General features: G+C 61.9%; 22 protein-coding genes and 1 pseudogene. 12 read left to right on the top strand and 11 right to left on the bottom strand.

Annotation, left to right across the window (positions count from 1 at the left end; translation table 11 throughout):
- Both AB3X89_RS30740 and AB3X89_RS30735 read left to right on the top strand, forming a co-directional pair.
- The coding region (locus tag AB3X89_RS30740) for a hypothetical protein (protein WP_368586638.1) at positions 1-790 on the top strand (790 nt) is incomplete at its 5' end.
- Positions 791-1,070: 280 nt separating this feature from the next.
- Positions 1,071-1,442, top strand: a complete 372-nt coding sequence (locus AB3X89_RS30735) for a hypothetical protein (RefSeq protein ID WP_368586637.1) — start codon at positions 1,071-1,073, stop codon at positions 1,440-1,442.
- 316 nt (positions 1,443-1,758) lie between these two features.
- Here the strand turns inward: AB3X89_RS30735 and AB3X89_RS30730 are convergent, their stop codons facing one another.
- A complete protein-coding gene (locus AB3X89_RS30730) occupies positions 1,759-2,100 on the bottom strand; it encodes a helix-turn-helix domain-containing protein (protein WP_184227208.1) in 342 nt (113 codons plus the stop codon).
- Positions 2,101-2,194: 94 nt separating this feature from the next.
- Between AB3X89_RS30730 and AB3X89_RS30725 the strand changes: the two genes are divergently transcribed.
- The 4 genes from AB3X89_RS30725 to AB3X89_RS30710 all read left to right on the top strand — a co-directional run bounded on the left by AB3X89_RS30725 (position 2,195) and on the right by AB3X89_RS30710 (position 4,612).
- Positions 2,195-2,521 (top strand): nuclear transport factor 2 family protein, encoded by a 327-nt coding sequence (locus AB3X89_RS30725; RefSeq protein WP_368586636.1) that lies wholly within the window; start codon positions 2,195-2,197, stop codon positions 2,519-2,521.
- Positions 2,521-3,300: an SDR family oxidoreductase gene (locus tag AB3X89_RS30720; RefSeq protein WP_368586635.1), complete on the top strand. Its 780-nt coding sequence runs from the start codon at positions 2,521-2,523 to the stop codon at positions 3,298-3,300. The genes AB3X89_RS30725 and AB3X89_RS30720 overlap by 1 nt, the downstream gene beginning before the upstream one ends.
- A 679-nt stretch (positions 3,301-3,979) precedes the next feature.
- Positions 3,980-4,114, top strand: coding sequence for a hypothetical protein (locus tag AB3X89_RS30715; protein WP_368586634.1), 135 nt, complete (start codon positions 3,980-3,982; stop codon positions 4,112-4,114).
- A gap of 165 nt (positions 4,115-4,279) precedes the next feature.
- On the top strand, positions 4,280-4,612 hold the full coding sequence (locus AB3X89_RS30710; protein WP_176120664.1) for a hypothetical protein: 333 nt from the start codon (positions 4,280-4,282) through the stop codon (positions 4,610-4,612).
- Positions 4,613-4,636: 24 nt separating this feature from the next.
- Here the strand turns inward: AB3X89_RS30710 and AB3X89_RS30705 are convergent, their stop codons facing one another.
- The 6 genes from AB3X89_RS30705 to AB3X89_RS30680 form a co-directional block, all read right to left on the bottom strand.
- Positions 4,637-5,842, bottom strand: a complete 1,206-nt coding sequence (locus AB3X89_RS30705; protein WP_368586633.1) for an arabinogalactan endo-beta-1,4-galactanase — start codon at positions 5,840-5,842, stop codon at positions 4,637-4,639.
- Between the two features lie 160 nt (positions 5,843-6,002).
- Positions 6,003-7,967, bottom strand: coding sequence for a beta-galactosidase (locus AB3X89_RS30700; RefSeq protein ID WP_368586632.1), 1,965 nt, complete (start codon positions 7,965-7,967; stop codon positions 6,003-6,005).
- Positions 7,968-8,027: 60 nt separating this feature from the next.
- The gene (locus AB3X89_RS30695; protein WP_368586631.1) at positions 8,028-8,879 is read right to left on the bottom strand and encodes a carbohydrate ABC transporter permease; all 852 of its coding nucleotides are present in this window, start codon (positions 8,877-8,879) and stop codon (positions 8,028-8,030) included.
- 27 nt (positions 8,880-8,906) lie between these two features.
- A complete protein-coding gene (locus tag AB3X89_RS30690; RefSeq protein WP_368586630.1) occupies positions 8,907-9,812 on the bottom strand; it encodes a carbohydrate ABC transporter permease in 906 nt (301 codons plus the stop codon).
- Between the two features lie 102 nt (positions 9,813-9,914).
- Positions 9,915-11,168 (bottom strand): ABC transporter substrate-binding protein, encoded by a 1,254-nt coding sequence (locus AB3X89_RS30685; protein ID WP_368586629.1) that lies wholly within the window; start codon positions 11,166-11,168, stop codon positions 9,915-9,917.
- A gap of 77 nt (positions 11,169-11,245) precedes the next feature.
- Positions 11,246-12,385, bottom strand: a complete 1,140-nt coding sequence (locus AB3X89_RS30680) for an ABC transporter ATP-binding protein (protein ID WP_368586628.1) — start codon at positions 12,383-12,385, stop codon at positions 11,246-11,248.
- 204 nt (positions 12,386-12,589) lie between these two features.
- Here AB3X89_RS30680 and AB3X89_RS30675 point away from each other — a divergent pair, with 204 nt between their 5' ends.
- Positions 12,590-13,606, top strand: coding sequence for a LacI family DNA-binding transcriptional regulator (locus tag AB3X89_RS30675; RefSeq protein WP_368586627.1), 1,017 nt, complete (start codon positions 12,590-12,592; stop codon positions 13,604-13,606).
- Between the two features lie 63 nt (positions 13,607-13,669).
- Here the strand turns inward: AB3X89_RS30675 and AB3X89_RS30670 are convergent, their stop codons facing one another.
- Together AB3X89_RS30670 and AB3X89_RS30665 are read right to left on the bottom strand one after the other, a co-directional pair.
- The gene (locus AB3X89_RS30670) at positions 13,670-14,845 is read right to left on the bottom strand and encodes an L-rhamnonate dehydratase (protein WP_368586626.1); all 1,176 of its coding nucleotides are present in this window, start codon (positions 14,843-14,845) and stop codon (positions 13,670-13,672) included.
- 31 nt (positions 14,846-14,876) lie between these two features.
- The gene (locus tag AB3X89_RS30665) at positions 14,877-16,220 is read right to left on the bottom strand and encodes an MFS transporter (protein WP_368586625.1); all 1,344 of its coding nucleotides are present in this window, start codon (positions 16,218-16,220) and stop codon (positions 14,877-14,879) included.
- A gap of 136 nt (positions 16,221-16,356) precedes the next feature.
- Between AB3X89_RS30665 and AB3X89_RS30660 the strand changes: the two genes are divergently transcribed.
- The 5 genes and pseudogenes from AB3X89_RS30660 to AB3X89_RS30640 all read left to right on the top strand — a co-directional run bounded on the left by AB3X89_RS30660 (position 16,357) and on the right by AB3X89_RS30640 (position 19,097).
- Positions 16,357-17,292, top strand: coding sequence for a LysR family transcriptional regulator (locus AB3X89_RS30660; RefSeq protein ID WP_368586624.1), 936 nt, complete (start codon positions 16,357-16,359; stop codon positions 17,290-17,292).
- Positions 17,293-17,466: 174 nt separating this feature from the next.
- Positions 17,467-17,952: a glycoside hydrolase family 73 protein gene (locus tag AB3X89_RS30655; RefSeq protein WP_368586623.1), complete on the top strand. Its 486-nt coding sequence runs from the start codon at positions 17,467-17,469 to the stop codon at positions 17,950-17,952.
- Positions 17,953-17,977: 25 nt separating this feature from the next.
- Complete coding sequence (locus tag AB3X89_RS30650) at positions 17,978-18,307, top strand: hypothetical protein (RefSeq protein ID WP_368586622.1); 330 nt, start codon at positions 17,978-17,980, stop codon at positions 18,305-18,307.
- A 133-nt stretch (positions 18,308-18,440) separates the two neighbouring features.
- Positions 18,441-18,634, top strand: a pseudogene (locus AB3X89_RS30645) (RraA family protein); the annotation flags it as partial.
- Positions 18,635-18,683: 49 nt separating this feature from the next.
- Entirely contained in the window at positions 18,684-19,097 is a 414-nt protein-coding gene (locus tag AB3X89_RS30640; RefSeq protein WP_368586621.1) for a hypothetical protein, read from the top strand.
- A gap of 22 nt (positions 19,098-19,119) precedes the next feature.
- Here AB3X89_RS30640 and AB3X89_RS30635 read toward each other — a convergent pair whose 3' ends face one another.
- Both AB3X89_RS30635 and AB3X89_RS30630 read right to left on the bottom strand, forming a co-directional pair.
- Positions 19,120-19,455 (bottom strand): hypothetical protein, encoded by a 336-nt coding sequence (locus AB3X89_RS30635; RefSeq protein WP_368586620.1) that lies wholly within the window; start codon positions 19,453-19,455, stop codon positions 19,120-19,122.
- A gap of 35 nt (positions 19,456-19,490) precedes the next feature.
- A complete protein-coding gene (locus tag AB3X89_RS30630; protein WP_368586619.1) occupies positions 19,491-20,576 on the bottom strand; it encodes a sugar-transfer associated ATP-grasp domain-containing protein in 1,086 nt (361 codons plus the stop codon).

The following is a 20,576-nucleotide window of genomic DNA, read 5'->3' as shown; positions in this document are numbered from 1 at the left end:
CACGCCTGACCATGATTGCTCGCATAACGCGATCCGGTCAGTCGCTGGCAAACCGGAACTGCGCAGACGCGGTCTCACAGGTGCTCTTCCGGCCTGCCGGCCCAGACGTTTTTACACGGCCTCGGCCATAACCGGCCGTTCGACATCGCGACGCGAATCGTCGACAATCCGCCAAGGATGGTTCTACGGTTCTAGCCGTATTTTTGGATTGATTGAATATCGCTCTATGACTGTGACAGAAGGCGGCATCTGTGCCCGCGCCATCGCTTACTTGAAGCCCGTGGTGCAAGAATCAACGCCAGCAATATCGCTGTCACGGGAGGACTCGCCTGTTCTCCGTCCCTTCATCGACGACCTAATGGTTTCGTACGTCGCGGATACAGCTGACCATTTGGCCTTTGTTCAGCACCGGCATCTGGAACAGGAAGGTGTCTCGGTTGACCAGCTTCATTCAATGGCCGTTTCAAATTTGCAAGCTCTTGCGGAAGAAAAGCTGGCTGTTCGCGAGTACGGTTCGATATATGTTGCACTCATGGGAGGCAACTTCGAGGCGAGTCTTCTCACGCTTGATGCCATGTGGAATGACTGGTATGCCCATCTCGCCCCGCAGGGCTTTGTCGCGGTTGCTCCAGCGCGTGACCTCCTCGCATTCTGCGACTCATCTTCCGCACAAGGGCTAGTGGAGCTTCGGCACGTCGTAGAGCGGTCCGGGGATTGCGACCATCGGCTGCTCCCTCACTTGTACCGACGCACAGGCGCCGAATGGAAGCAACTGCCTTTCACGCCATGATTAAGGACGACGATTCAGACGCTCTGAGAATTTAGGCGAGATAGTCGCCAAGCCCAACAGGACTCGCCTCTAATGACGATGCGAATGTGCGCTTTCGCTATCCGCGCCTGTACCTTCAGGGTCGATTTATGCGCCTTGCATGAGTCGCGTCCAAGACGATCATCGTGCTCGGTCGTAGGGCGCAGCGCGGCCAGGAACAGCCGGTCGACGTCGCCGCTGAGATCGTCGACAATTGGTAGCAATGGACGCGATGTGAAGTCGTTAAACAGGGCCCTACGACATGGCACATGAATACCTCGTCATTTTCCAGTACCACGAGCCTGAACCGCGACAGCTATTCGAGCGCGGACTGATCGAAGACTATGAATCGACAACTGGAGTCTTTATCTCAGCAGGGTCGGCCGACGAAGCTTTGACTTGGTGCGAGGCAATCGCGCAAGAGCTCCTTTGGCGCTGCAATGATGACAAGTCGGTGGATTGGAAGCGCTTGGGACATTCGTGCTGGATTGAGTCCAATCCCGAAAAATCGCCTTGGGGCCATTGCCTGAGCTTTTTCCAGCACGTCCATGTCGGTGAAATGCCGAACGTCGACGAAATGGGTACTGCAGCGTATGTCAACTGGCAGAAACACTATGACGGTGCGACTAGCTGAAGTGGAGCCCGGTCGTTCAGCGGCCAAGCGCAGTCCCAATGACCGGTTTCGAGAAATGCGAGGGGCCGCTCTGGGTCGCCTACTGCCCGACGCAGCCGATCTATGGCCGACCACGTCCGCCGGTCTACGTCGGACCGGGGTCGGCCAATTGCGGTCATTGATCGTGTCGTGTTCCAGGACTCTTTTGACTCCATCAACAGACGCTCAAAGCGGTCGAAGGGCCGTTGGCCCGCTGACGCCATTGTTGCGACCGCGGAGAGTCTGATCCGGCTTGGCTTGCTCGGCAAATCAACTTACCTAGGGCAACTACTCGGCATCAGACGGCTTTTAGCAACTCGTTGCGCTGCTCCGCCCATTTGAGAAGGGCGTCCAGAGCGGGACAGAGTGCTTGTCCCCAATCAGTCAACCGGTATTCCACCTTGGGCGGCACCTGGGCATAGAGCTTTCTTGCCACGATCCCGTCCGCCTCCAACTGGCGTAGCTGCTGCGCGAGCATCTTTTGCGAAATGCCAGGGACGAGTTTCTCCAGATCAGAGAAGCGCTGCACCTTGCCATCGAAAAGGTGGAACAGGATGACCAGCTTCCAGCGCCCTTCCAGCAATTTCAGCACTGCTTCGACACCGACTGCGGCCGTGTCGGGGGTGTATTCCTTTCCCATAGGTAGGTAACTTACTTTTCCGTGCGTTCTTGTTCAATAGTAAGTTTATAGCGAAAATTCCTGTATCGACACTTTGCCCTCAGAGGCGCCTGGCATGGACATTTCACTACCCGATGCGGTCTCCACTTTTTTTCAGGTGAGCAATGGTGCCGCGCCTTCATCGCTGCGACGTGCTTTTTCCGAAAAGGCCGTTGTCCACGATGAAGGCCAGACGTATCAGGGACACGAAGCAATCGAAACCTGGCTGGTGGAAGCGCAGCGCAAGTATGCCTATAGCGTAGAGCCGTTGACGTTCGTGCAAGACGACGCCGGCGTCACTGTCGTGGCTCAATATGCTGGCAACTTCCCCGGAGGTCTCGCCGACCTGAAACATGTATTCCGGCTCACGGACCACAAGATTGAATTTCTGGAGATCCACTGATGACCACGAACCGCGAACTAACGGGCAAGCGTGTGCTGGTCACGGCTGGCACGAAGGGCGTTGGCCGCGCCGTCGTCGAACTGCTCGGCGAACTCGGCGCGCGCATCCTGACGACGGCTCGTGCCAAGCCGGACTTCATTCCCGACGCCATGTTCGTCGAAGCCGACCTCACTACGCCGGAGGGTTGCGGCACCGTAGCACAGGCCGTCGAAAGCCGGCTGGGTGGCGTGGACGCCATCATCCATGTCCTGGGCGGATCGTCAGCCCCGGCAGGCGGTTTTGCCGCGCTGGATGAAACCGAATGGCAGAAAGAACTGAATCTCAATCTGTTTCCAGCCGTACGACTGGATCGGGCGTTGTTGCCGAAGATGATTGAGCAACGTGCAGGCGTCATCATCCACGTCACGTCCATCCAGAATCGTTTGCCCTTGCCGGAATCAACCACGGCTTATGCTGCCGCCAAGGCTGCACTGTCCACGTACAGCAAGAGTCTGTCGAAGGAAATCACGCCTAAGGGCGTGCGCGTCGTGCGCGTGTCGCCAGGATGGGTGGAAACCGAAGCGGCAGTTGCGCTGGCAGAACGGCTTGCCAGCCAGGCCGGTACGGATTACGAAGGCGGCAAGCAGATCATTATGGACGCGCTGGGTGGCATCCCGCTCGGACGGCCGTGTAAGCCGGCGGAAGTCGCGAACCTGATCGCGTTTTTGATCTCGCCGCGTGCGGCGGCGATCAGCGGGGCAGAGTACGTGATCGACGGCGGAACGATTCCCACCGCGTAAGACTGATCCATCGGGACACCGATACAATCCTGCGGTACTCATCGCCCGGGCACCCTGTGCGTCCTGGTGTACCGCTGCTGCGTTGGGGCGTGCGCCCCGCGCCGCGGAAGCCGCTGCCATCCGGTCTTGACCCCTGACGCCTTTGGCCCTCGCGGGCCTGCGCGCTCCGCTTGCCGATAGTGAAGCTGCGAGGGCGAGTCGTAAGGCTGTCGGTTCCCATCGCCGTTTTGAGGCGTCGAGCCCGTTGCAATATAAGAAGCGAATCCGATTGTTGCACGCGATCGCTGCTGGTTCGTAGTCACGACGGTGCGACGTCGATTGTCTTCAGCGCATAGATTACGCTCGCCTGTTCGGTCTGCCATCCTCAAGTGACCTTGCGAAGGCCATCCAAAAACTTCGGGGCGCATACTCACCGCACAAACCAATGCCGCGGGACGTTCTGTGCCATAGCATCGAGGGTTCACAACGCACTTTCGGGAGAAGGAAGGCTGTCGACAGGCGCCGAAAAATCTCCCTCACGTATCGCTTTCCGTTTTGTAGCCGATCCAGTTACAGAGTGTCGAGTCAACCGGGATGTTCCAGTGCCTGATATGTGGTCGTCAAAGGACACTGGCAAGCTGGGTGCAACAGGCTGTTTAGGGTCGTCCACGGTCGACCAGAAAAGGACGCACTCAGGCTGTTGGGTGTCACTCGCGATCTGAAGGCGTTCCAGGTGCTTTACGACCGCTATCTGTTGACGCTGCCCTGCGTGCTGCGGCTGTCGTCGACGCTGGTCATGAAGAGCATTTTCGAGGATCGGCCGCTGCCGCTGTAGCGCAGCGACGTCACGCCCGTTTGCGTGCGGCATTGTGATCCACCGCGGCAAAAAGCGCCCCGGCCCACTTCCCGATACACTACGCAACAATTTTTCCGCGCGCGACCCGGCGCGGCGACCACCGCCGCTTCCGCGCCGCCGCCGTCTCATCTCAGGATTCCGGTAATGAAACGCGTAGTCGTATCCGCGCTCGTCGCGCTGTGCGTCGCGCAGCCGGCCACTCAGGCCGTCGCGCAGACCGTCAGCAATCAATGTTTCGCGCTCGGCGATATCGCCGGCCAGGTCGCGTCGTGGCGCGCCCACAAGAAGACCAAAGCTCAGGCGCTCGACCAGGCCGCCCGCTACTACAAGGACCCATCCGACCGCGCGGCCGTCAATGCGATCATCGAAAAGATCTACCGCCCCGACGCGCCTCACATGACGCCCGATCAGGCGAGCATGGCGATCACGTCGGAGTGCGTGAACCAGCACAAGGGGCAGGCAGCGCCGGCACAGTAATGCCGGCGTGCCGCCCGCGACGCGTCAGCGCCGCCGGAATGCATCCAGCGACGACAACGCATTGCCGTGGAAATCGAACAGCGTGTTGTTGTCCCACTGATCGCCGGCGCCGACTTTCCAGCCGACGTTCGGCGTCGGAATCCACTCCGGCTCCCACCAGAACACGCCCTTGCCGTGGCCGTCGGGGATCGCCTTCACGATGTCGGTCACCGCGCCGAGGAACTGCGCCTGGCCGGCGGGCGTCTGCGGATACGGCGAGGTGCCGACGTTGGTCATCGAGTCCGGTTCCGAATCGCCGTCGCTGGTCGTCCACGGATACGCGGTCTCGACGACGATCACGTCCTTGTCGTAGCGCGTCGCGAGGTCGTTCACATTGCCCTGCAGGTCGCTGAATGAGCCCTGCCACTGCGGGTAGTACGACAGGCCGATCACGTCGAACGAGACGCCGCGCTGCGTCATGCTGTCGAACCACCAGCGGCTCGTCGCGTTGTTGCCGCCGCTGTCGATGTGCAGCATCACCTTGATGCGCCCGTCCACCGATTTGACCGCGTCGTGCCCGGCCTTCAGCAGCGCCGCGAGGTTATCGAGCTGATCGTACTTGCCGAGCGGCCACAGCATGCCGCCGGTGATCTCGTTGCCGATCTGCACCCACTCGGGATGCACGCCGTCGCGCTCGAGCATCCGCAATACGTTCGACGTATACGCGGACAGCAGCGCGCAGGTCTCGGTGATGTCCTTGCCGGCCCAATCGTGCGGTGGATACTGCTTGCCCGGATCGGCCCACCAGTCGCTGTAGTGGAAATCGATCAGAATGCGCAGGCCCAGCGCGGCGGCGCGACGCGCGAGGATGCGCACGTGCCCGGCATTATTCCAGCCGGCTGCAGGGCTCTGATTCGCCGGAAAGAAGTCGGGATTGCCAGGATCGTTCCACACCTTGATACGGATCGAATCGACGCCGTGACGCTTCAGAATCCGCAGGCAGTCGTGTGCCTCGCCATGCTCGTAGTACTTCGCGCCGTTAGCTTCGAGTTCGAGCAACGTCGACACGTCCGCGCCTAACGCGAAGCGGTTCGGAAGTGCGGCCGCGCCCGGCCAGGCCGCGCTCTGCTCTCCAGCCGGCCCTGTCTGCCGGCCGAGTTCGGCCGCCATAGCGGGCGCGCCGACACCGGCGCCGACACCCGCCGCCGCAGCGGCGCCCGCGAGCCATCCCAGCATCTCTCTTCGGTTCATCCGTCATCCTCCATCGATTAGTCGCGGCTCCTGGCGGGCCGCCCGGTCCTGGTTTGATGCGTCCGTATTGCAACCTTCGAGTGTTGAACTGCGAGTTTCAAACTGCTGTTACCGCTTCCTCCCCGGTTTAGTTCGTGACTACTGTGACAACCGCACCGCGTCACGCGTCTTTCCACACGCAAACGTCGCCGGTATTCAGGCGCGGCTCGCCGAGCACGAACGTCGCATGGCGCGGCGCCGGCGCCTGCACCGGTTGCGCGCCGAAATTGAATGCGAAGGTCAGGCCGCCCCGGCGGCGCAGCCGCAGTCCGTCGGCGAGCACCTGCGTATCGAGGCCGGCGTCGTGCGCCGCCTGCCGCAACACCGTGCGATGCAGTTCATGCGACAGCCAGCCGGCCACATAGCGCACGTTGCCGCGCGTCAGCAGCGCGGGCCACGCATCGTCGAAGCGCGCGGCAATGCGTGTCTCGCCATTGGCGCGCACATGCTCGCGCCAGTGCAGCGCGTGACCCGCGGTGCCGTCGAGCGACAGCGCGGGCGCGAGCGTCGAGCGCAGCGTTTCCACTTCGAGCACCTGGATCGGCAGCACGCGTTGCAACACGCCGGGCGGCAGATTATCCGGAATCGCGAACGCGTCGGTTTTCGAGCCGCTGCGCGGGCCGAACACCCATTGCGCGTTCGAACGCGTGATCTGCTCGACGAGCGCGGCGTCGATCACCGCGAGACTCGGCACCACGACTAGCTGATAGCCTGAAAGATCTGCCCGGCTCGACACGATATCGACATCGAGCCCGAGTTCGCGCAGCGACTCGTAATAGTCGAACGCGAGCGTCTGGTAGTCGAAGCCCTTGCCGTGACGCTGGATGTCGAACATCCACTGCGTCTCATAGTCGAATACCAGAGCGGTGGCCGCTTGCGCGGGCGCGGCGAGCGTCGACAGCGCCGTACTGCCCGCGATCTCACGCGCGGCCCGTTGCACTTCCAGACCCCCCGGCGACAGTTCGTTGTTCGGCAGATTGAGCCCGGAATGCATCTGCTCCTGCGCATACGGGCACTGGCGCCAACGGAAATACGACACCAGCTCCGCACCATGCGCGAACGCCTCGTACGCCCACAGCCGCACCATGCCCGACGCCGGCACCGGATTCCACGGCGCCCAGTTCACCGGACCAGCCTGCTGCTCCATCACCCAGAAGCGCCCGCCGCCAATGCCGCGGTAGCGGTCGTGATCGAACGCGGACACATCGGGATGCCCTGTGCGCGCGAAGCGCGCCTTCTGCTCCTCCGGCAAAGCGATCGATTCGGTGCGCGCGATCGGATAGCTGTCCCATGCGGCGATGTCGATCGCGTTATCGGCCGCGAAGCGATAGTGATCGAAGGTCGTAAAAAAGCCCATGAAGTTGTGCAGCAGATCCGCGTTCGGCGCATGCTCGCGCAACACGTCGATCTGCTCGCGATGGAAGCTCGCGACCTCGTCGGACATGAAGCGGCGGAAGTCGAGCAGATGGATCGGATTGGCGTCGGTAGGCGTCAGCGTCGGCAAGCCGATCGCGTCGAACGACGGGTACTCCATGCTCCAGAACACGTTGCCCCACGCGTCGTTCAACGCGCCGATCGTTGCATAGCGCCGCTGCAGCCAAGCGTGAAAGCGCTGCAAAGTCGCGGCCGAATAGCTCGGCACCGTATCGTGGCAGCCGAGTTCGTTATCGGTCTGCCACGCGACGATCGACGGATGCCGCCCGTAGCGCTGCGCCATCGCGGTGACGACGCGCACGCATTCGCGCCGGTACGTGTCGCTCGAAATATCGTAGTGACGCCGCGAGCCGAAATTCCAGCGCGTGCCGTCCGCGCGCACCGGCAGCACGTCCGGATGCGCGTCGACGAGCCACTTCGGCGGCGAAGCGGTCGGCGTGCCGAGCACGAGTTTCAGGCCCGCTTTGGCCAGCGTGTCGACGGCTTCGTCGAGCCATTGCCAATCGTATTCGCCGGCGCGCGGCTCCATCCGGCTCCACGCGAATTCGGCGATCCGCACATGCGTGATGCCGAGTTCGACCATACGTTGCGCGTCGTCGGCCCATATCGCGCGCGGCCATTGTTCCGGGTAGTAGCAGACACCAAGTTGCATGTGAAAGTCTCGTGGTGAGTTGACGTCGAGCCGTCGTTTCAATCGTGTTTCAAGCGCCCGTTAGCCCTTGCTCGCGCCGAACGTGAGTCCAGCGACGAAGTGCCTTTGCATTCCGAAGAACATCAGCACCGAAGGCAATGCGGCCAGCACCGAGCCAGCCGCGACCAGGTTCCACGCGGTCGTCCATTGCCCTTTCAGCGCGGCGACGCCCACCGTGATCGGCGCGGCGTCGTCGCCTTGCGTGAGACACAGCGCCCAGAAGTAGTCGTTCCATACGAACGTGAACACGAGGATCGCGAGCGCGGCGAGCGCGGGGCGGATCAATGGCAGCACGATGCGCAGATAGATCGTCCATTCGCTCGCCCCTTCGACGCGCGCTGCCTCGATCATCTCGAACGGCAGCTGCTTGATGAAGTTGCGCAGAAACAAGGTGCAAAAGCCGGTCTGGAACGACACATGAAAGATCACCAGCGCCCACACGGTGTTGAACAGGCCGAACTTCAGCGCCATGTCGCGCACTGGAATCATCAAAATCTGGATCGGCACGAAATTGCCGGCGACGAACGCTAACAGCACGGCCGTGTTGCCCGGAAAGCGATACGTCGCCAACGCGAAGCCCGCCATCGACGCGAGCACGATCGCGCCGATCACCGACGGCACCGTGATCAGCACGCTATTGGCGAAGTAATGCAGCATCGGCGTTTGCGTCAGCGCGGTGCCGTAGTTCTCCAGCAGCGCGAAATGTTTCGGCCACGTCCAGTAGTCGCCCTGCGACAACTCGTCCGTCGAGCGGATCGAGGTCAGCAGCACGGCGAGCATCGGCAGCAGCCAGATAAACAGCGCAAGCGGCAGCGAGGCCTTGTAAAGCCTGCGACTCAGCGGTTTCCAGCGTTCGACGGGAAGCGGATACATGAGCTGGTACTCCTGACGTTCACAGAATCAGCGTTCCTCGCGCAGCATGCGGCGCAGATGGAACACGATATAGACGAGCATGATTGCGAACAGCACGACCGCGATCGCGGCCGAATAGCCCTCGCGGTAGTACTTGATCGCCTGGTCGTACATGAAATAGGCGAGCACGGTGGAACTGTCGAATGGGCCGCCGCCGCTCATCACCGCGATCAGATCGAAGCTGCGCAGTGCGCCGATCACGGTCAGCACCACCGCCATGAAGGTGGCGGGCCGCAGTTGCGGCAGGATCACGTGCCACAGCAGTCGCAGCCCTTTCGCGCCTTCCATGCGCGCCGCCTCGACCACCTCGGGATTGATGCCGGTGAGTCCGGTCAGATACAGGATCATGCAGAACGGTGCCTGCGGCCACAGCGCGGCGAAGATGATGCCGAACGTGACCGCGTGCGGATCGCCGAGCACCGGAATGCCGCGACCGACGATCAACCGCAGCAGCCCGAACGTCGGATCGTAGAACCAGCTGAACACAAGGCCAACTACGACGCCCGACAGCACGAACGGCGCGAAAAACAGCGACTTCACGACCCGCATCCCGCGCACGTGCTGGTTCAGATACAGCGCGAACAGCAGACCGAGAGGCGGCGCGAGCAGAAACAGCGCAAGCCAGATCAGGTTGTTCTTCAGCGCCGTGTAGAACGTATCGGACTGGAACAGCTCGACGTAGTTCGCAAGACCCGCGAAGGTCTTCGGTGTCATGCCATCCCAGTTGTAGAAGCTCAGCGAAATGCTGCTGATGATCGGATAGATCACGCACAGCGTGAACAACGCACAGCCGGGCAGCAGAAAGAAAAACGCGGCGCGATGCTGATGACGACGCGTCGTCGAGACGCGACGGTGCCGCGCCGCGGGCAGGCGGCGCGCTGCGGTATGAGACATGGAACGGCCTCGTCGGAAATCGAAGGCGGAATTGACCCGGAAGTGGGACCCAGAAGCGGGACTCGCAATCCGGCCGCGCTCACGCGGCCGGCGCCGTGGGACTTACTTCTGGTAGATGCGCTTGCGGGTCGCTTCGAGATGAGCGAGCACGCTGTCGAGTTGCGACGGATCGCTGTAGAACTGCTGCATGGCCTTCATGCCTTCGTCGGCCATTTCCTTCTGCATGTCGCGATCGTAGAACTGCGCGATGCCGCCCTTCGTGTTCGCGAGCGTCTGGAAGCCGACCTTCGAGATCGCATCTTCAGGCGGAGCGGCCTGGCTGTTCGACGGCAACTGTCCCCAGCCCTTCGCGAGTTCCGCGTTGATCTTCGGCGTCTCCATGAACGCGAGCAGCTTGCGCGCGTCGGCCTTGTTCTTCGCTTTCGCCGGAATCAGCAGCACGTTGACGGGACCGTCCTCGGCCATCGGCACGTTGGCGTCGATCACCGGGAAGCGGAAGAAGCCGATCTGATCCTTGATCGACGGCGGGAAGCTCGCCGAGAAGAACGTGCCCATCAGCATCATCGCGGCCTTGCCGTTGTTCAGGATCGGGCCGATCGAATCGACGTCGTACGACAGCGCGTTGTCGATGAAGTCTTTATTGTCGAGCAGCGTCTTCCACGTCGTGTAGACCTTCTTCACGCGCGGATCGGTGTACGGGATTTCGCCGGCCATCAACTGCTGATGAAACTCGTTGCCGTTGATGCGCAGATCCAGATAGTCGAACCACGCGGCCAGCGTCCAGCTATCGCGCGCGGCCACCGCGATCGGCGCGACGCCGATCGCCTTCAGCTTCCTGTTGGCTTCGAGCAGTTCGTCCCACGTTTTCGGCTCGCTCCTGATGCCGGCCTTCTCGAACAGATCCTTGCGATAGAAGAAGCCGTACGCGTCATAGCCGAGCGGTGCCGCATACTGCTTGCCCTTGTACGTCGATGCGTCCTTGACCGACGCATACTGCTGCGACCAGCCGTTCTTCGCCCAGTCCGAGCTCAGATCTTCGAGCAGACCGCGTTGCGCGTAGTAGGCCATCCGCTCGCCGTCGTGCCACGACACGACATCGGGCGGATCGGTGGCGAGCCAGCCGCCCATCTGCACCTTGTACGCTTCCTCGGTCACGTAGGTGATTTTCAGGTCGATGTCGGGATTGGCTTTCTTGAACTGATCGAATGCGTCCTGCCAGGTCGAGCGCTGATTACCGCGCGCCGATACGTTGACGTTCAGCGTGGCCGCGTCGACCACGGCACTGCCGAGCGCGCCGGCTACCACGGCGGCGGCGATCGACACCTGTGCAAGACGGCGAAGGCGAAGAGCGATCATCTGTGTCTCCTTGTCTACCTTGTTGACCGGCTACGCAGCGTGGCCGGCGATGTAACCCGCTCTATGGCGGAATTCGATCAGGCGGCCGCGCGTTCCGGTTCGAACGTGCTACGCCGCAACGCGAGTCCCTGTTCGTCGAACAGATGGCAAGCAGCGGGCGGCACGTGAACCCGGATGCGTTCGCCCGCGCCGAGCGGCGTATCGCCGGGCGCCTTCGCGATCAGCGTGCCGCCCGCATGGTCCGCGTGGATATAGCTGTGCTCGCCGAGCCGTTCCGACAACACGGTCGCGCAGTGAATGAACTGTTCGTCGCCGTCGAGCCGCAGATGCTCCGGGCGCACGCCGAGCGTGACGCGCTGGCCGCGTTGCAGCCGTTCTCCATCGACGTCCGCGACGAGCCTTTGCGCGCCCGCCGCCAGCGCCACTGTCACGCGGCCCGGCTCGATCAATTCGACGATCGCATCGATGAAGTTCATGCGCGGCGAGCCGATGAAGCCCGCGACGAAGCGCGACTTCGGATGGTGATACAGCTCTAGCGGCGCACCGCTCTGCGCGATGCTGCCGAAGCGCTCGGCGTCCGCGCCCGCATGCAGCAGCACGATGCGATCGGCGAGCGTCATCGCTTCGACCTGATCGTGCGTGACGTACACGACGCTCGCGTTCGCGAACCTCTGATGCAGACGCGCGATCTCGACGCGCGTCTGACCGCGCAGCGCGGCATCGAGATTCGACAGCGGCTCGTCGAACAGAAACACGCCCGGCTCGCGCACGATCGCGCGGCCAATCGCGACGCGCTGCCGCTGACCGCCCGACAACGCTTTAGGATGCCGGTCGAGCAGGCTTTCAAGTTGCAGAATCCGCGCGGCTTCGCGCACCTTGTGCTCGATCACGTCCTTCGGCTGCTTCGCGAGCTTCAATCCGAACGCCATGTTGTCGAACACGGTCATGTGCGGAAACAGCGCGTAGCTTTGGAACACCATCGCGACGCCGCGCTCGGCGGCCGGCACGTCGTTGACGAGTCGTCCGCCGATATGCAGCTCGCCTTCGCTGAGGTCTTCGAGCCCGGCGATCATCCGTAGCAAGGTCGACTTGCCACAGCCAGACGGACCCAGGAACACGCAGAACTCATGCTGCGCGATCTCCAGATTCACGCGCCGGACCACCGGCGGATGGTCGCCGTAGGCCTTTTGCACATCGCTCAAAAGAATCGTCGCCATGCTGTCTCCGCCTCGATTTAACCGCTTAAATTTTTGCCGAAATAAAACGCCCGGACCTTGTGCGGGCGGCATTTAATCGCTTAAATTCGAGTTCGACGGAAAAAGTCATCGCAGGTGTCTCCGTTACGTTTTTGAGGAAGTTAGCAATGTCGCCGGTCGTTTGCAACATTTGAATTGACCTCCCTACATCTGGGATAACCCAACATGGTCACGTTGTCCGAAGTCGCGAAACGCGCGCAGGTTACCGCAGCCACCGTCTCGAACGTGCTGCGCAATCGCGAGAAAGTCCGACCTGAAACGGCTGAGCGCGTGCTGCAGGCGATAGCCGAGCTCGGCTATCGGCCGAACCTTAATGCGCGCGCGCTCGCCGAAGGCCGCTCGTCGACGCTCGCGCTGATGTTGTCGAACATTTCGAACCCGTTCTATCCGGAGTTCGTGCTCGCCGCCGAGCGCGCGGCGCGCAAGACCGGCCATTTCCTGATGGTTTGCAATACCGACGACGACGCCGAAATCGGCCGCGCGTATCTGAACCAGATCGCCGGCACGCTCGCCGACGGCGTGCTCGTGATGAACACCGACATCACGATCAACGACCTGTGCGCATCGGCGACGCATAGCGCGCCGATTCTGCTCGCGATGTGGGAGCACCCGGAGTCGCCGCCCGCGTTACCGTGCATCGCGGTCGACTTCGCGCGCGCGGGCGAATTGGCCGCGCGGCATCTGCTCGGACTCGGCCATCGCGAGATCGGCTTGCTGATCGGCGACGGTTGCGGCGGTTTGCAGGACGCGCGCTCGAACGGTTTTCGGGCGGCGATGCGCGCGGCCGGCATCGAAGCCGACGCCGCCGCGGTGCTGCAGATCCGCGACTCGATCGACTCCGGCTTCGCCGCCTGCATGGAGCTGATGGCGAACCGCCCACAACTGAGCGCGATCTTCGCGACCAACGACCTGCTCGCGATCGGCGCGATCCAGGCGTTGATCACGCTCGGCCGCTCGGTGCCCGACGACGTGTCGGTGATCGGCATCACCGACATTCAACTCGCGCATCAGGTGCATCCCGCGCTGACCACGGTCGCGATTCAAACCGCGGCAGTCGCGGAGTTGTCGATCCAGAGTCTGATCCGTCTGATCCAGACGCCGGAGCGGCAGCCGTCGATGGTGCTCGGGCCGCCGCCCGAGCTGGTGGTGCGCGCTTCGACCGGGCCGCGCAGGAAACGCTGACGCGCGTTAGCTAACTTGCTCCATCGCCATCAGCGTGACGATACTTTCCTCGCGTCTGTCCATTCATTCGACGATGTTGAAATCGGCAACATACTTGTCGCTCAACTCGATGCCAAGGCCCGGCACGTCGTCCGACAGTTGCAGATAGCCATTTTCCGGTTGCGGCTCGCCTTCGAAGATGTAGTAGAACAATTCGTTGCCCACTTCGACGTCGAAAACAGGGAAGAACTCGGACATTGGACTCGCGGTGCTCGACATCGTCAGGTGATAGTTGTGCATCTGCCCCGCGTGAGGGATAACCGGCACCGACCACGCTTCGGCCATCGCATTGATCTTGCGCGCCGCCGTGATGCCGCCCACGCGATTCGTGTCGTACTGGATCACGTCGATCGCGCGGCGTTCGAGCAGATCCTTGAAGCCGTAGCTCGTGAACTCGTGCTCGCCGCCCGACACCGGCATCAGGTTCATCTTCTTCAACTCCTGATAGCCTTCCACATCGTCGCCGATCACCGGCTCCTCGATCCAGCGCGGATTGAATTCGGCGAGGCGCGGCAGCATTCTGCGCGCGTATTCGAGCGTCCAGCCCATATAGCATTCGAGCATGATGTCGACTTCGTCGCCGACCAGTTCGCGCAGCAGACGCATCTGTTCGATGTTTTTCGCCATGCCTTTCGGGCCGTCTTTCGGGCCGTAGCCGAAGCGCATCTTCATCGCGGTGAAGCCGCTGTCCAGGTAGCCTTGTGCTTCGCCGAGGAACGCATCGCGGTCGTCGTTGTTATAGAGCTTCGACGCGTAACACCAGATCTTTTCTTTCGTGCGGCCGCCGAGCAGCTTGAACACCGGCTTGTTCACGGCCTTGCCCATGATGTCCCACAGCGCGATATCGATCGCCGAGATCGCCGCCATGCCGATGCCTTTGCGGCCCCAGGCAAGCGTGCGGCGATACATCTTCTGCCAGATGTACTCGTTGTCGAACGGATCTTCGCCGATCGCGATCGGCGCAAGGTATTCGTCGACGATCTGCTTCGCGATGCGCGGCGCGAGCGCGCAATTGCCGATGCCCACCGTGCCGTCGTCGCATTCGACTTCGACGACGAGCCAGCCGTGAAAGCGGAATGAACCCATCGCGTCGCCGCGCTCGTACAGAATATCGACCGCGTTCGTGCAGAAATGCGCTTGCGGCGGGACGACTTTGCCCTTCCACTCGAAAACACGTGTACGGATATGCGTGATCTTCATGTTCGACGATTTCCTTCTGAGAGTCGGTGAGTCAGTGGCCCGTGCGTTCGCCGAGCGGGCCATTGCGATGAGAGATGGAACTGGAGGTGGAAGCGGACGTGAAGCGGAACGTCAGCAACAGCAATGCGCCAATCAGGCCGACCACCGCGAGCGAGAACATCCCCGCCTGCGACGAGCCGATCGCGCGCTCGGCCAGCCCCTTCAGGTTCGGTGCGACGAAGCCGCCGAGATTGCCGATCGAATTGATCAACGCGATGCCGCCCGCGGCCGCGGCGCCGCCCAGATAACCGGTGGGTAGCGTCCAGAACAGCGGTTGCACGCAGACGAAACCGATCGCGGCGAAACAGAACGCGGCAATCGCCAGCGTCACCGAAGACGTCATCGCCGAAGCGGCAATGCCGAACGCCGCGAGCGCGAGCATCGCCGCGGCCCAGATACGGTGATGCCCGTGACGGTCGGCGTAGCGCGTCACACAGAACGTGCCGATGATCGCGGCGATCCACGGAATCGCGGTCAGCAGACCGACCTCGACGCCGACGTGGCCACCGCTCGCGAGCCCGGCGATGCGCGTCGGCAGATAGAACACGACACCGTACACGCTCATCTGCACCGCGAAGTAGATCAGGCCGCAGAACAGCACGCGCGAATCGCGCAGCGCCGCCAGCACCGAAGCCGGACCATGCGCGAGCTTCTGGCGGTCCTCCTGGCGCAATGCGTGATCGAGCGCATCACGCTCATCGGCATCGAGCCAGCGCGCCTCGACGGGCAGGTCGGTCAGATAGAAGTAAGCGACGACACCCACCACCGACGCCGCCAGCCCTTCGACGACGAAGAGCCACTGCCACGGATGCATGCCAAACGGATTGCCCGCATCGAGCAGCAGACCCGATATCGGGCTGCCGAGCAACAGCGCGAGCGGGAAGCCGAAATAGAACATCCCCATCGTCTGCGAGCGCGTTTTCGCGGGAAACCAGTTCGACAGGAACAGGATGATGCCGGGGAAGAAACCGGCTTCGGCGATGCCGAGCAGCGTGCGCAGCACATAGAAGCTCGTGGCGCTGTCGACGAAGGCGGTGCACGCGGACACGATGCCCCACGTGACCATGATGCGGCTCATCCAGACGCGCGCGCCGAAGCGGTACATCAGCAGATTGCTCGGCACTTCGAACACCGCATAGCCGACGAAGAAAATGCCGGCGCCGAAGGCGAACGCCGCGTCGCTCAAGCCGGTGTCGGCCTGTAGCACGTTCTTTGCGAAGCCGACGTTCGCGCGGTCGATAAACGCCAGTACGTACATCAGGATCAGAAAAGGCAGCAGCCTCGTGCGCGCTTTGGCAATCGCGCTGTCGAGCGCGGGGCTCGCGGTCATCGTCATGCGTCGTCTCCAGTTTGGTCTTGTTAGCGCGAACGGCGTCGCGATTGCCGTTCTGCGATAACCGCTAGTGTGCGAAACTATCCGATAACTGACCACTGAATAAATCGAATCGGCCGATTCCTTAAAGTTATCGCTCATGATCCCGCCCGCCTCCACCATTCGCAAGCGTCTGCGCCTACGGCATCTGCAACTGATGGTCGCGCTGTCGGAAACCGGATCGCTGCGGCGCGCCGCGGACGATCTCGCGATGACCCAGCCCGCGGCGACCAAGGCCTTGCAGGAACTCGAAGACACGCTCGGCGTATCGCTGTTCGTGCGACATGCGCGCGGCATGGAGCCGACGATCTTCGGCGAGGCCGTGATGCGCTATGCGCGTGTCGTGTTCGAGGATCTCGACGAGTTGCGCGAGGAGTTGGCCGGCATTGAGGCCGGCGACATCGGCAAGGTCCGCATCGGCGCGGTGATGGCGCCGTCGCCCGAACTGCTGACGCACACGATCGTCAAGCTGAAGGAGGCGCATCCGCGCCTGCAGATGGCGGTCACGATCGACACCAGCGACGTGCTCGTGCAGTCGCTGCAACAGGATCAGCTCGACATCGTGATCGGTCGGATTCCCGATGGTTTTCCGGCACTCGATCTGAGCTTCGAGACGTTGGCGGAAGAGGCGCTGTCGATCGTCGTGCGGCCCGATCATCCAGCCGTCAAAACAGGCAAACAAACGGGCACGCGGCCCAAGCTGGCGGAGCTTGCACGCTATCCGTGGATCATCCAGCCGCATCCGAGCCCGATGCGCCAGGTGATCGATCAAACGTTTCGCGAGTCGCGGGTCGCGCCGCCGGTCAGCACGGTCGAGACGTCGTCGATCCTGACCACGCTGTCGTTGCTGCGCGATTCGGACATGCTCGCCGTGCTGCCGAGTTCGGTCGCGCAGTACTACGTCGCACTCGATGCGATCGCCGCGATCGCGACGCCGTTGCGCGGCCGGCTCGCACCATATGGGCTGATTCTGCGCAGAAACCGGCGCGTCACGCCGGCGATGCAACTGGTCATCGATTCGATTCGTGCGGGGTGAGGGGTTCTGTGAGGCGCAATTCGCCGCTCGTATTCAGGCTCGCAAGATTCGGGGGAGGGAGCCGGCTTTGATACAGCGAACACTGCGGTTTTCAATTTCATCCTTCGCCCATAGCCAACAGTCAACTGTCACGTTAGCTTCGGGGTTCCCGTTGTGGGGATTCAGGAGCCATATATGCCCAAACACCGTCGGAACAACGCGAACGTAGGCGATGCCTATGTTTCCAACTTCATTCGTGACCACCTTTGCACCGCGCAGAATATACAGCGCAAATACGGAATACCAGCAGGTGTGGTCCTTGCACAATCCGCGCTGGAAAGTAACTGGGGGAGGACCGTCAGGGGCAATGCATACTTCGGTATCAAAGGCCGCGCACCAAATGGACAAAGTACAACGTTCGGTACCCATGAAACCGTAAACGGCGTATCCGTCGCAACCACGGGCACCTTCAGGGCCTATAGCAGTTATGACGAGGCCGCGGAGGATTACGCCGCCATGCTCGAACACAACGCCCGCTTCCGCTCCGCTTTCCTCCATGTTGACAGCATTGGATTCGCTACTGAAATAGCCCGCAACCACTACGCGACCGACCCTCAGTACGGCGCTAAATTGATCAGTATCATTCAATCACGCAAACTTGACCAATATGACGTTCGGTGAACCAGCCAAAACCATGCGGGCAAGAATGGTGACCTTCGCCCTGCTGCTCGCCGGCGCGCATGCAGCGGCATCGGCGCAGGCGATCTCCACCGCGGATCAGGCTGCGGAGCGAGCAGCGAAAGTCACCCAAACGCATCACCTCTCCTCCAACCGAACCCAATGCCTGCTATTCGACGTCTCGGATGAGAAGAACTATTTCATCGTCGGGGTTCACGAGAACCATACGCTCGAATGCGGTGGCGATCCGAATACGGCGCCAGTGCTCTTCTTTCTGAAGATACGCAAGCGAGATGGCTATGTCGTCACCAACCGACGTGACGGCGAACATTTCGTACCGCTTCCGCGCAAACCGTAACACCGCTCCCGCCACCACTGCGTTGGCGGGAGCGCACGGTGTCTCCCCTCCCGTGCACAGGTTATGCTCGCCCCTTCCTGATCGCAGCAGTTAGCTGACGAGCATCGAGACCCTGAGAGCGAGCAGGATCAATACCGCATTGACGATCCATACACGCGCCGGCGACAATCTCGCGATTCCTCGCGCGTTCGAATCTTCCGCCCCGGCGTCGTGCTCGTGATCGATGGCACTCGCGACCTCACGCAGCCACTGATGGACGAGATCATGGCGACATACGCGGAAAGCCTCGGCGTACGCGGTCTCGTGACCGACGGTGCGATTCGCGACACAGCGCGACCGGACGATCAACGGCACATGAACCCTTGCTACTGGCCACATGGCGCACCACCTGAACACTGCAACCCTTCTCGACCTCGCGCGCGCAGCGCAGCGGCGCCTGGAACAACAACGCGCCGCCGGGCCTTGCGAATGCACGCGCACTGCCCTCGACGGCTGGCAATCGCAACCGCTTTCACTCGACGAGAGCTTGTTGGAGGAGATCGGCACGCTGATGCCGGAAGACGATCCCGAGCCGACCTTCAGCGAACATCTGCCCGATAAAACGAGCTACTGGTCGGCCGATGCGCCGATCGCGCCGCGCTATTTCCCGTACAACCGCTGCGGCGTATGGCAATGCTCGACCTGCGGGCGACTGTATTTGCGCTACGTCGAAGGCGGCGGTTACTTTGTCGATCGCAGGATTCGCGCGGTGAACGCGGATCTGATCGAGGACGTGCCGCTGCCCGCATAACGCGGTTTGTCATCGCCACGGTTCATGCATCGTCCCTGTCCGCGCGCGCGACGCCCAACAGTTCCTTGACGCGCCGCGCGAGATTCGACAGCACGCTGTCGGCGCGCGCCGCAGCCTGCTGTCTATGCGGCATACGCTGCAGATCGTGCCAGTCGGTATCGAGCGCTCTGGCGTGGCCGTCGGCGCTGAACGGCCATTCGACCACCACCGCGCGCAAACGCGCGGCACGCGAGCTTCTGTCGGCGCGATCGATATACGCATTGATCGCCGACGCCTCGTGCCGCGCCGATTCCTCCGAATCGACGGCAATGAAGTCGTTCAGCCCTTCGATGTGGACGCACCATAACTGTTCGCTCACGTCGCGTCTCCCGCTGCGTTTATTACCCTGCCCGATCAGACCGGTGGCATCCGTCCAACGTCAGGTTCGGCCCTGAGCCGTTCCCAGTTCAGATCCGCGAAGCACGGGCCTTGCGTCGCCTCGCTGAATTTGACGTCGTTGTGCTTGCCGTTCCATTCCATCAACTTGACCTTGTCGTTCGAGTCGACCGTGAGATCCCAACCGATGCAGCGCGCAAACGGAATCTTCCTGTGCAGGCGCAGCACGGTCGCCATGCATTTGTCGAAACACGGAATCTTCACGCCCGCAAAGTGCACGCCCGAGTCCGGATGCGACTCTACCGCGCCCCAGTCGCTCATATACCCCTGGTCGCACAGTTCGCCCGTCTCGAGGTTGACCGATACGCATATTTCGCGATCCGCCAGCACATGCGTATCTTCGGCTCGGCCGAGCCGCAAGTAGCAGGCTCGAACAGAAATGTGGCCGGCGTCGTCCACCACGGTCGTGAAGCGCAACGTCGCCACCGGTTTCGAAGCAAACGCGGCGAACAGACTGTGCTGGTCGATGAAGGTCTGAATCACGCCATTGCCGAGCGACCTGATGACCGTTGGGTCGAAGCTGGCACGGTCGAAGAAGTAGACACCATTGCCCTGTCCGGAACCGTCGAGCTTGAATGCGACGCGCTCGGTATGCTCGAACACGACGTCCTTCAGGTCGCGCTCGGGTACCACGACGCTTTTGTCCGTAAAGAACAGCCCGTTGGCAAAGTACGCCAGGTCCGGCAATTCGTCGCCGTCGAAGATCAGCCGTGAAATCGGCTTGAGGCTCGAAATCTTGCCGTACCAGCCTTTCAGATGCGGCACGACGACGATGCCGTAGTAGTTGTCCGGAATCCAGCCTTCCTTGAATGTGCCGCAAAACGCGGTATAAACGCGCAGCCAGGGCGCGTAGACCGAGTCGCCGAACACGTCTCGCGCATAGGCGTCCGCGAGCCGCAGGTTGTTCGGGTCGGCCTTGCCATATCTGCTTTCAAGTCGCTCCAATATTCTTCTCGCCTGCAAGCCGTGATCGTGGTGAAAGCGGTAAAGCGAGACCCGCTTTGCTGATCGTCTCACTACGTTTTCAACTCCGGATAGCATCAT

This window comes from Paraburkholderia sp. BR14320, from assembly GCF_040948665.1.
GTDB lineage: Bacteria > Pseudomonadota > Gammaproteobacteria > Burkholderiales > Burkholderiaceae > Paraburkholderia > Paraburkholderia youngii.
The sequence above is the reverse complement of the archived record's forward strand: the minus strand, read 5'-3'. Positions and strand labels throughout refer to the sequence as shown.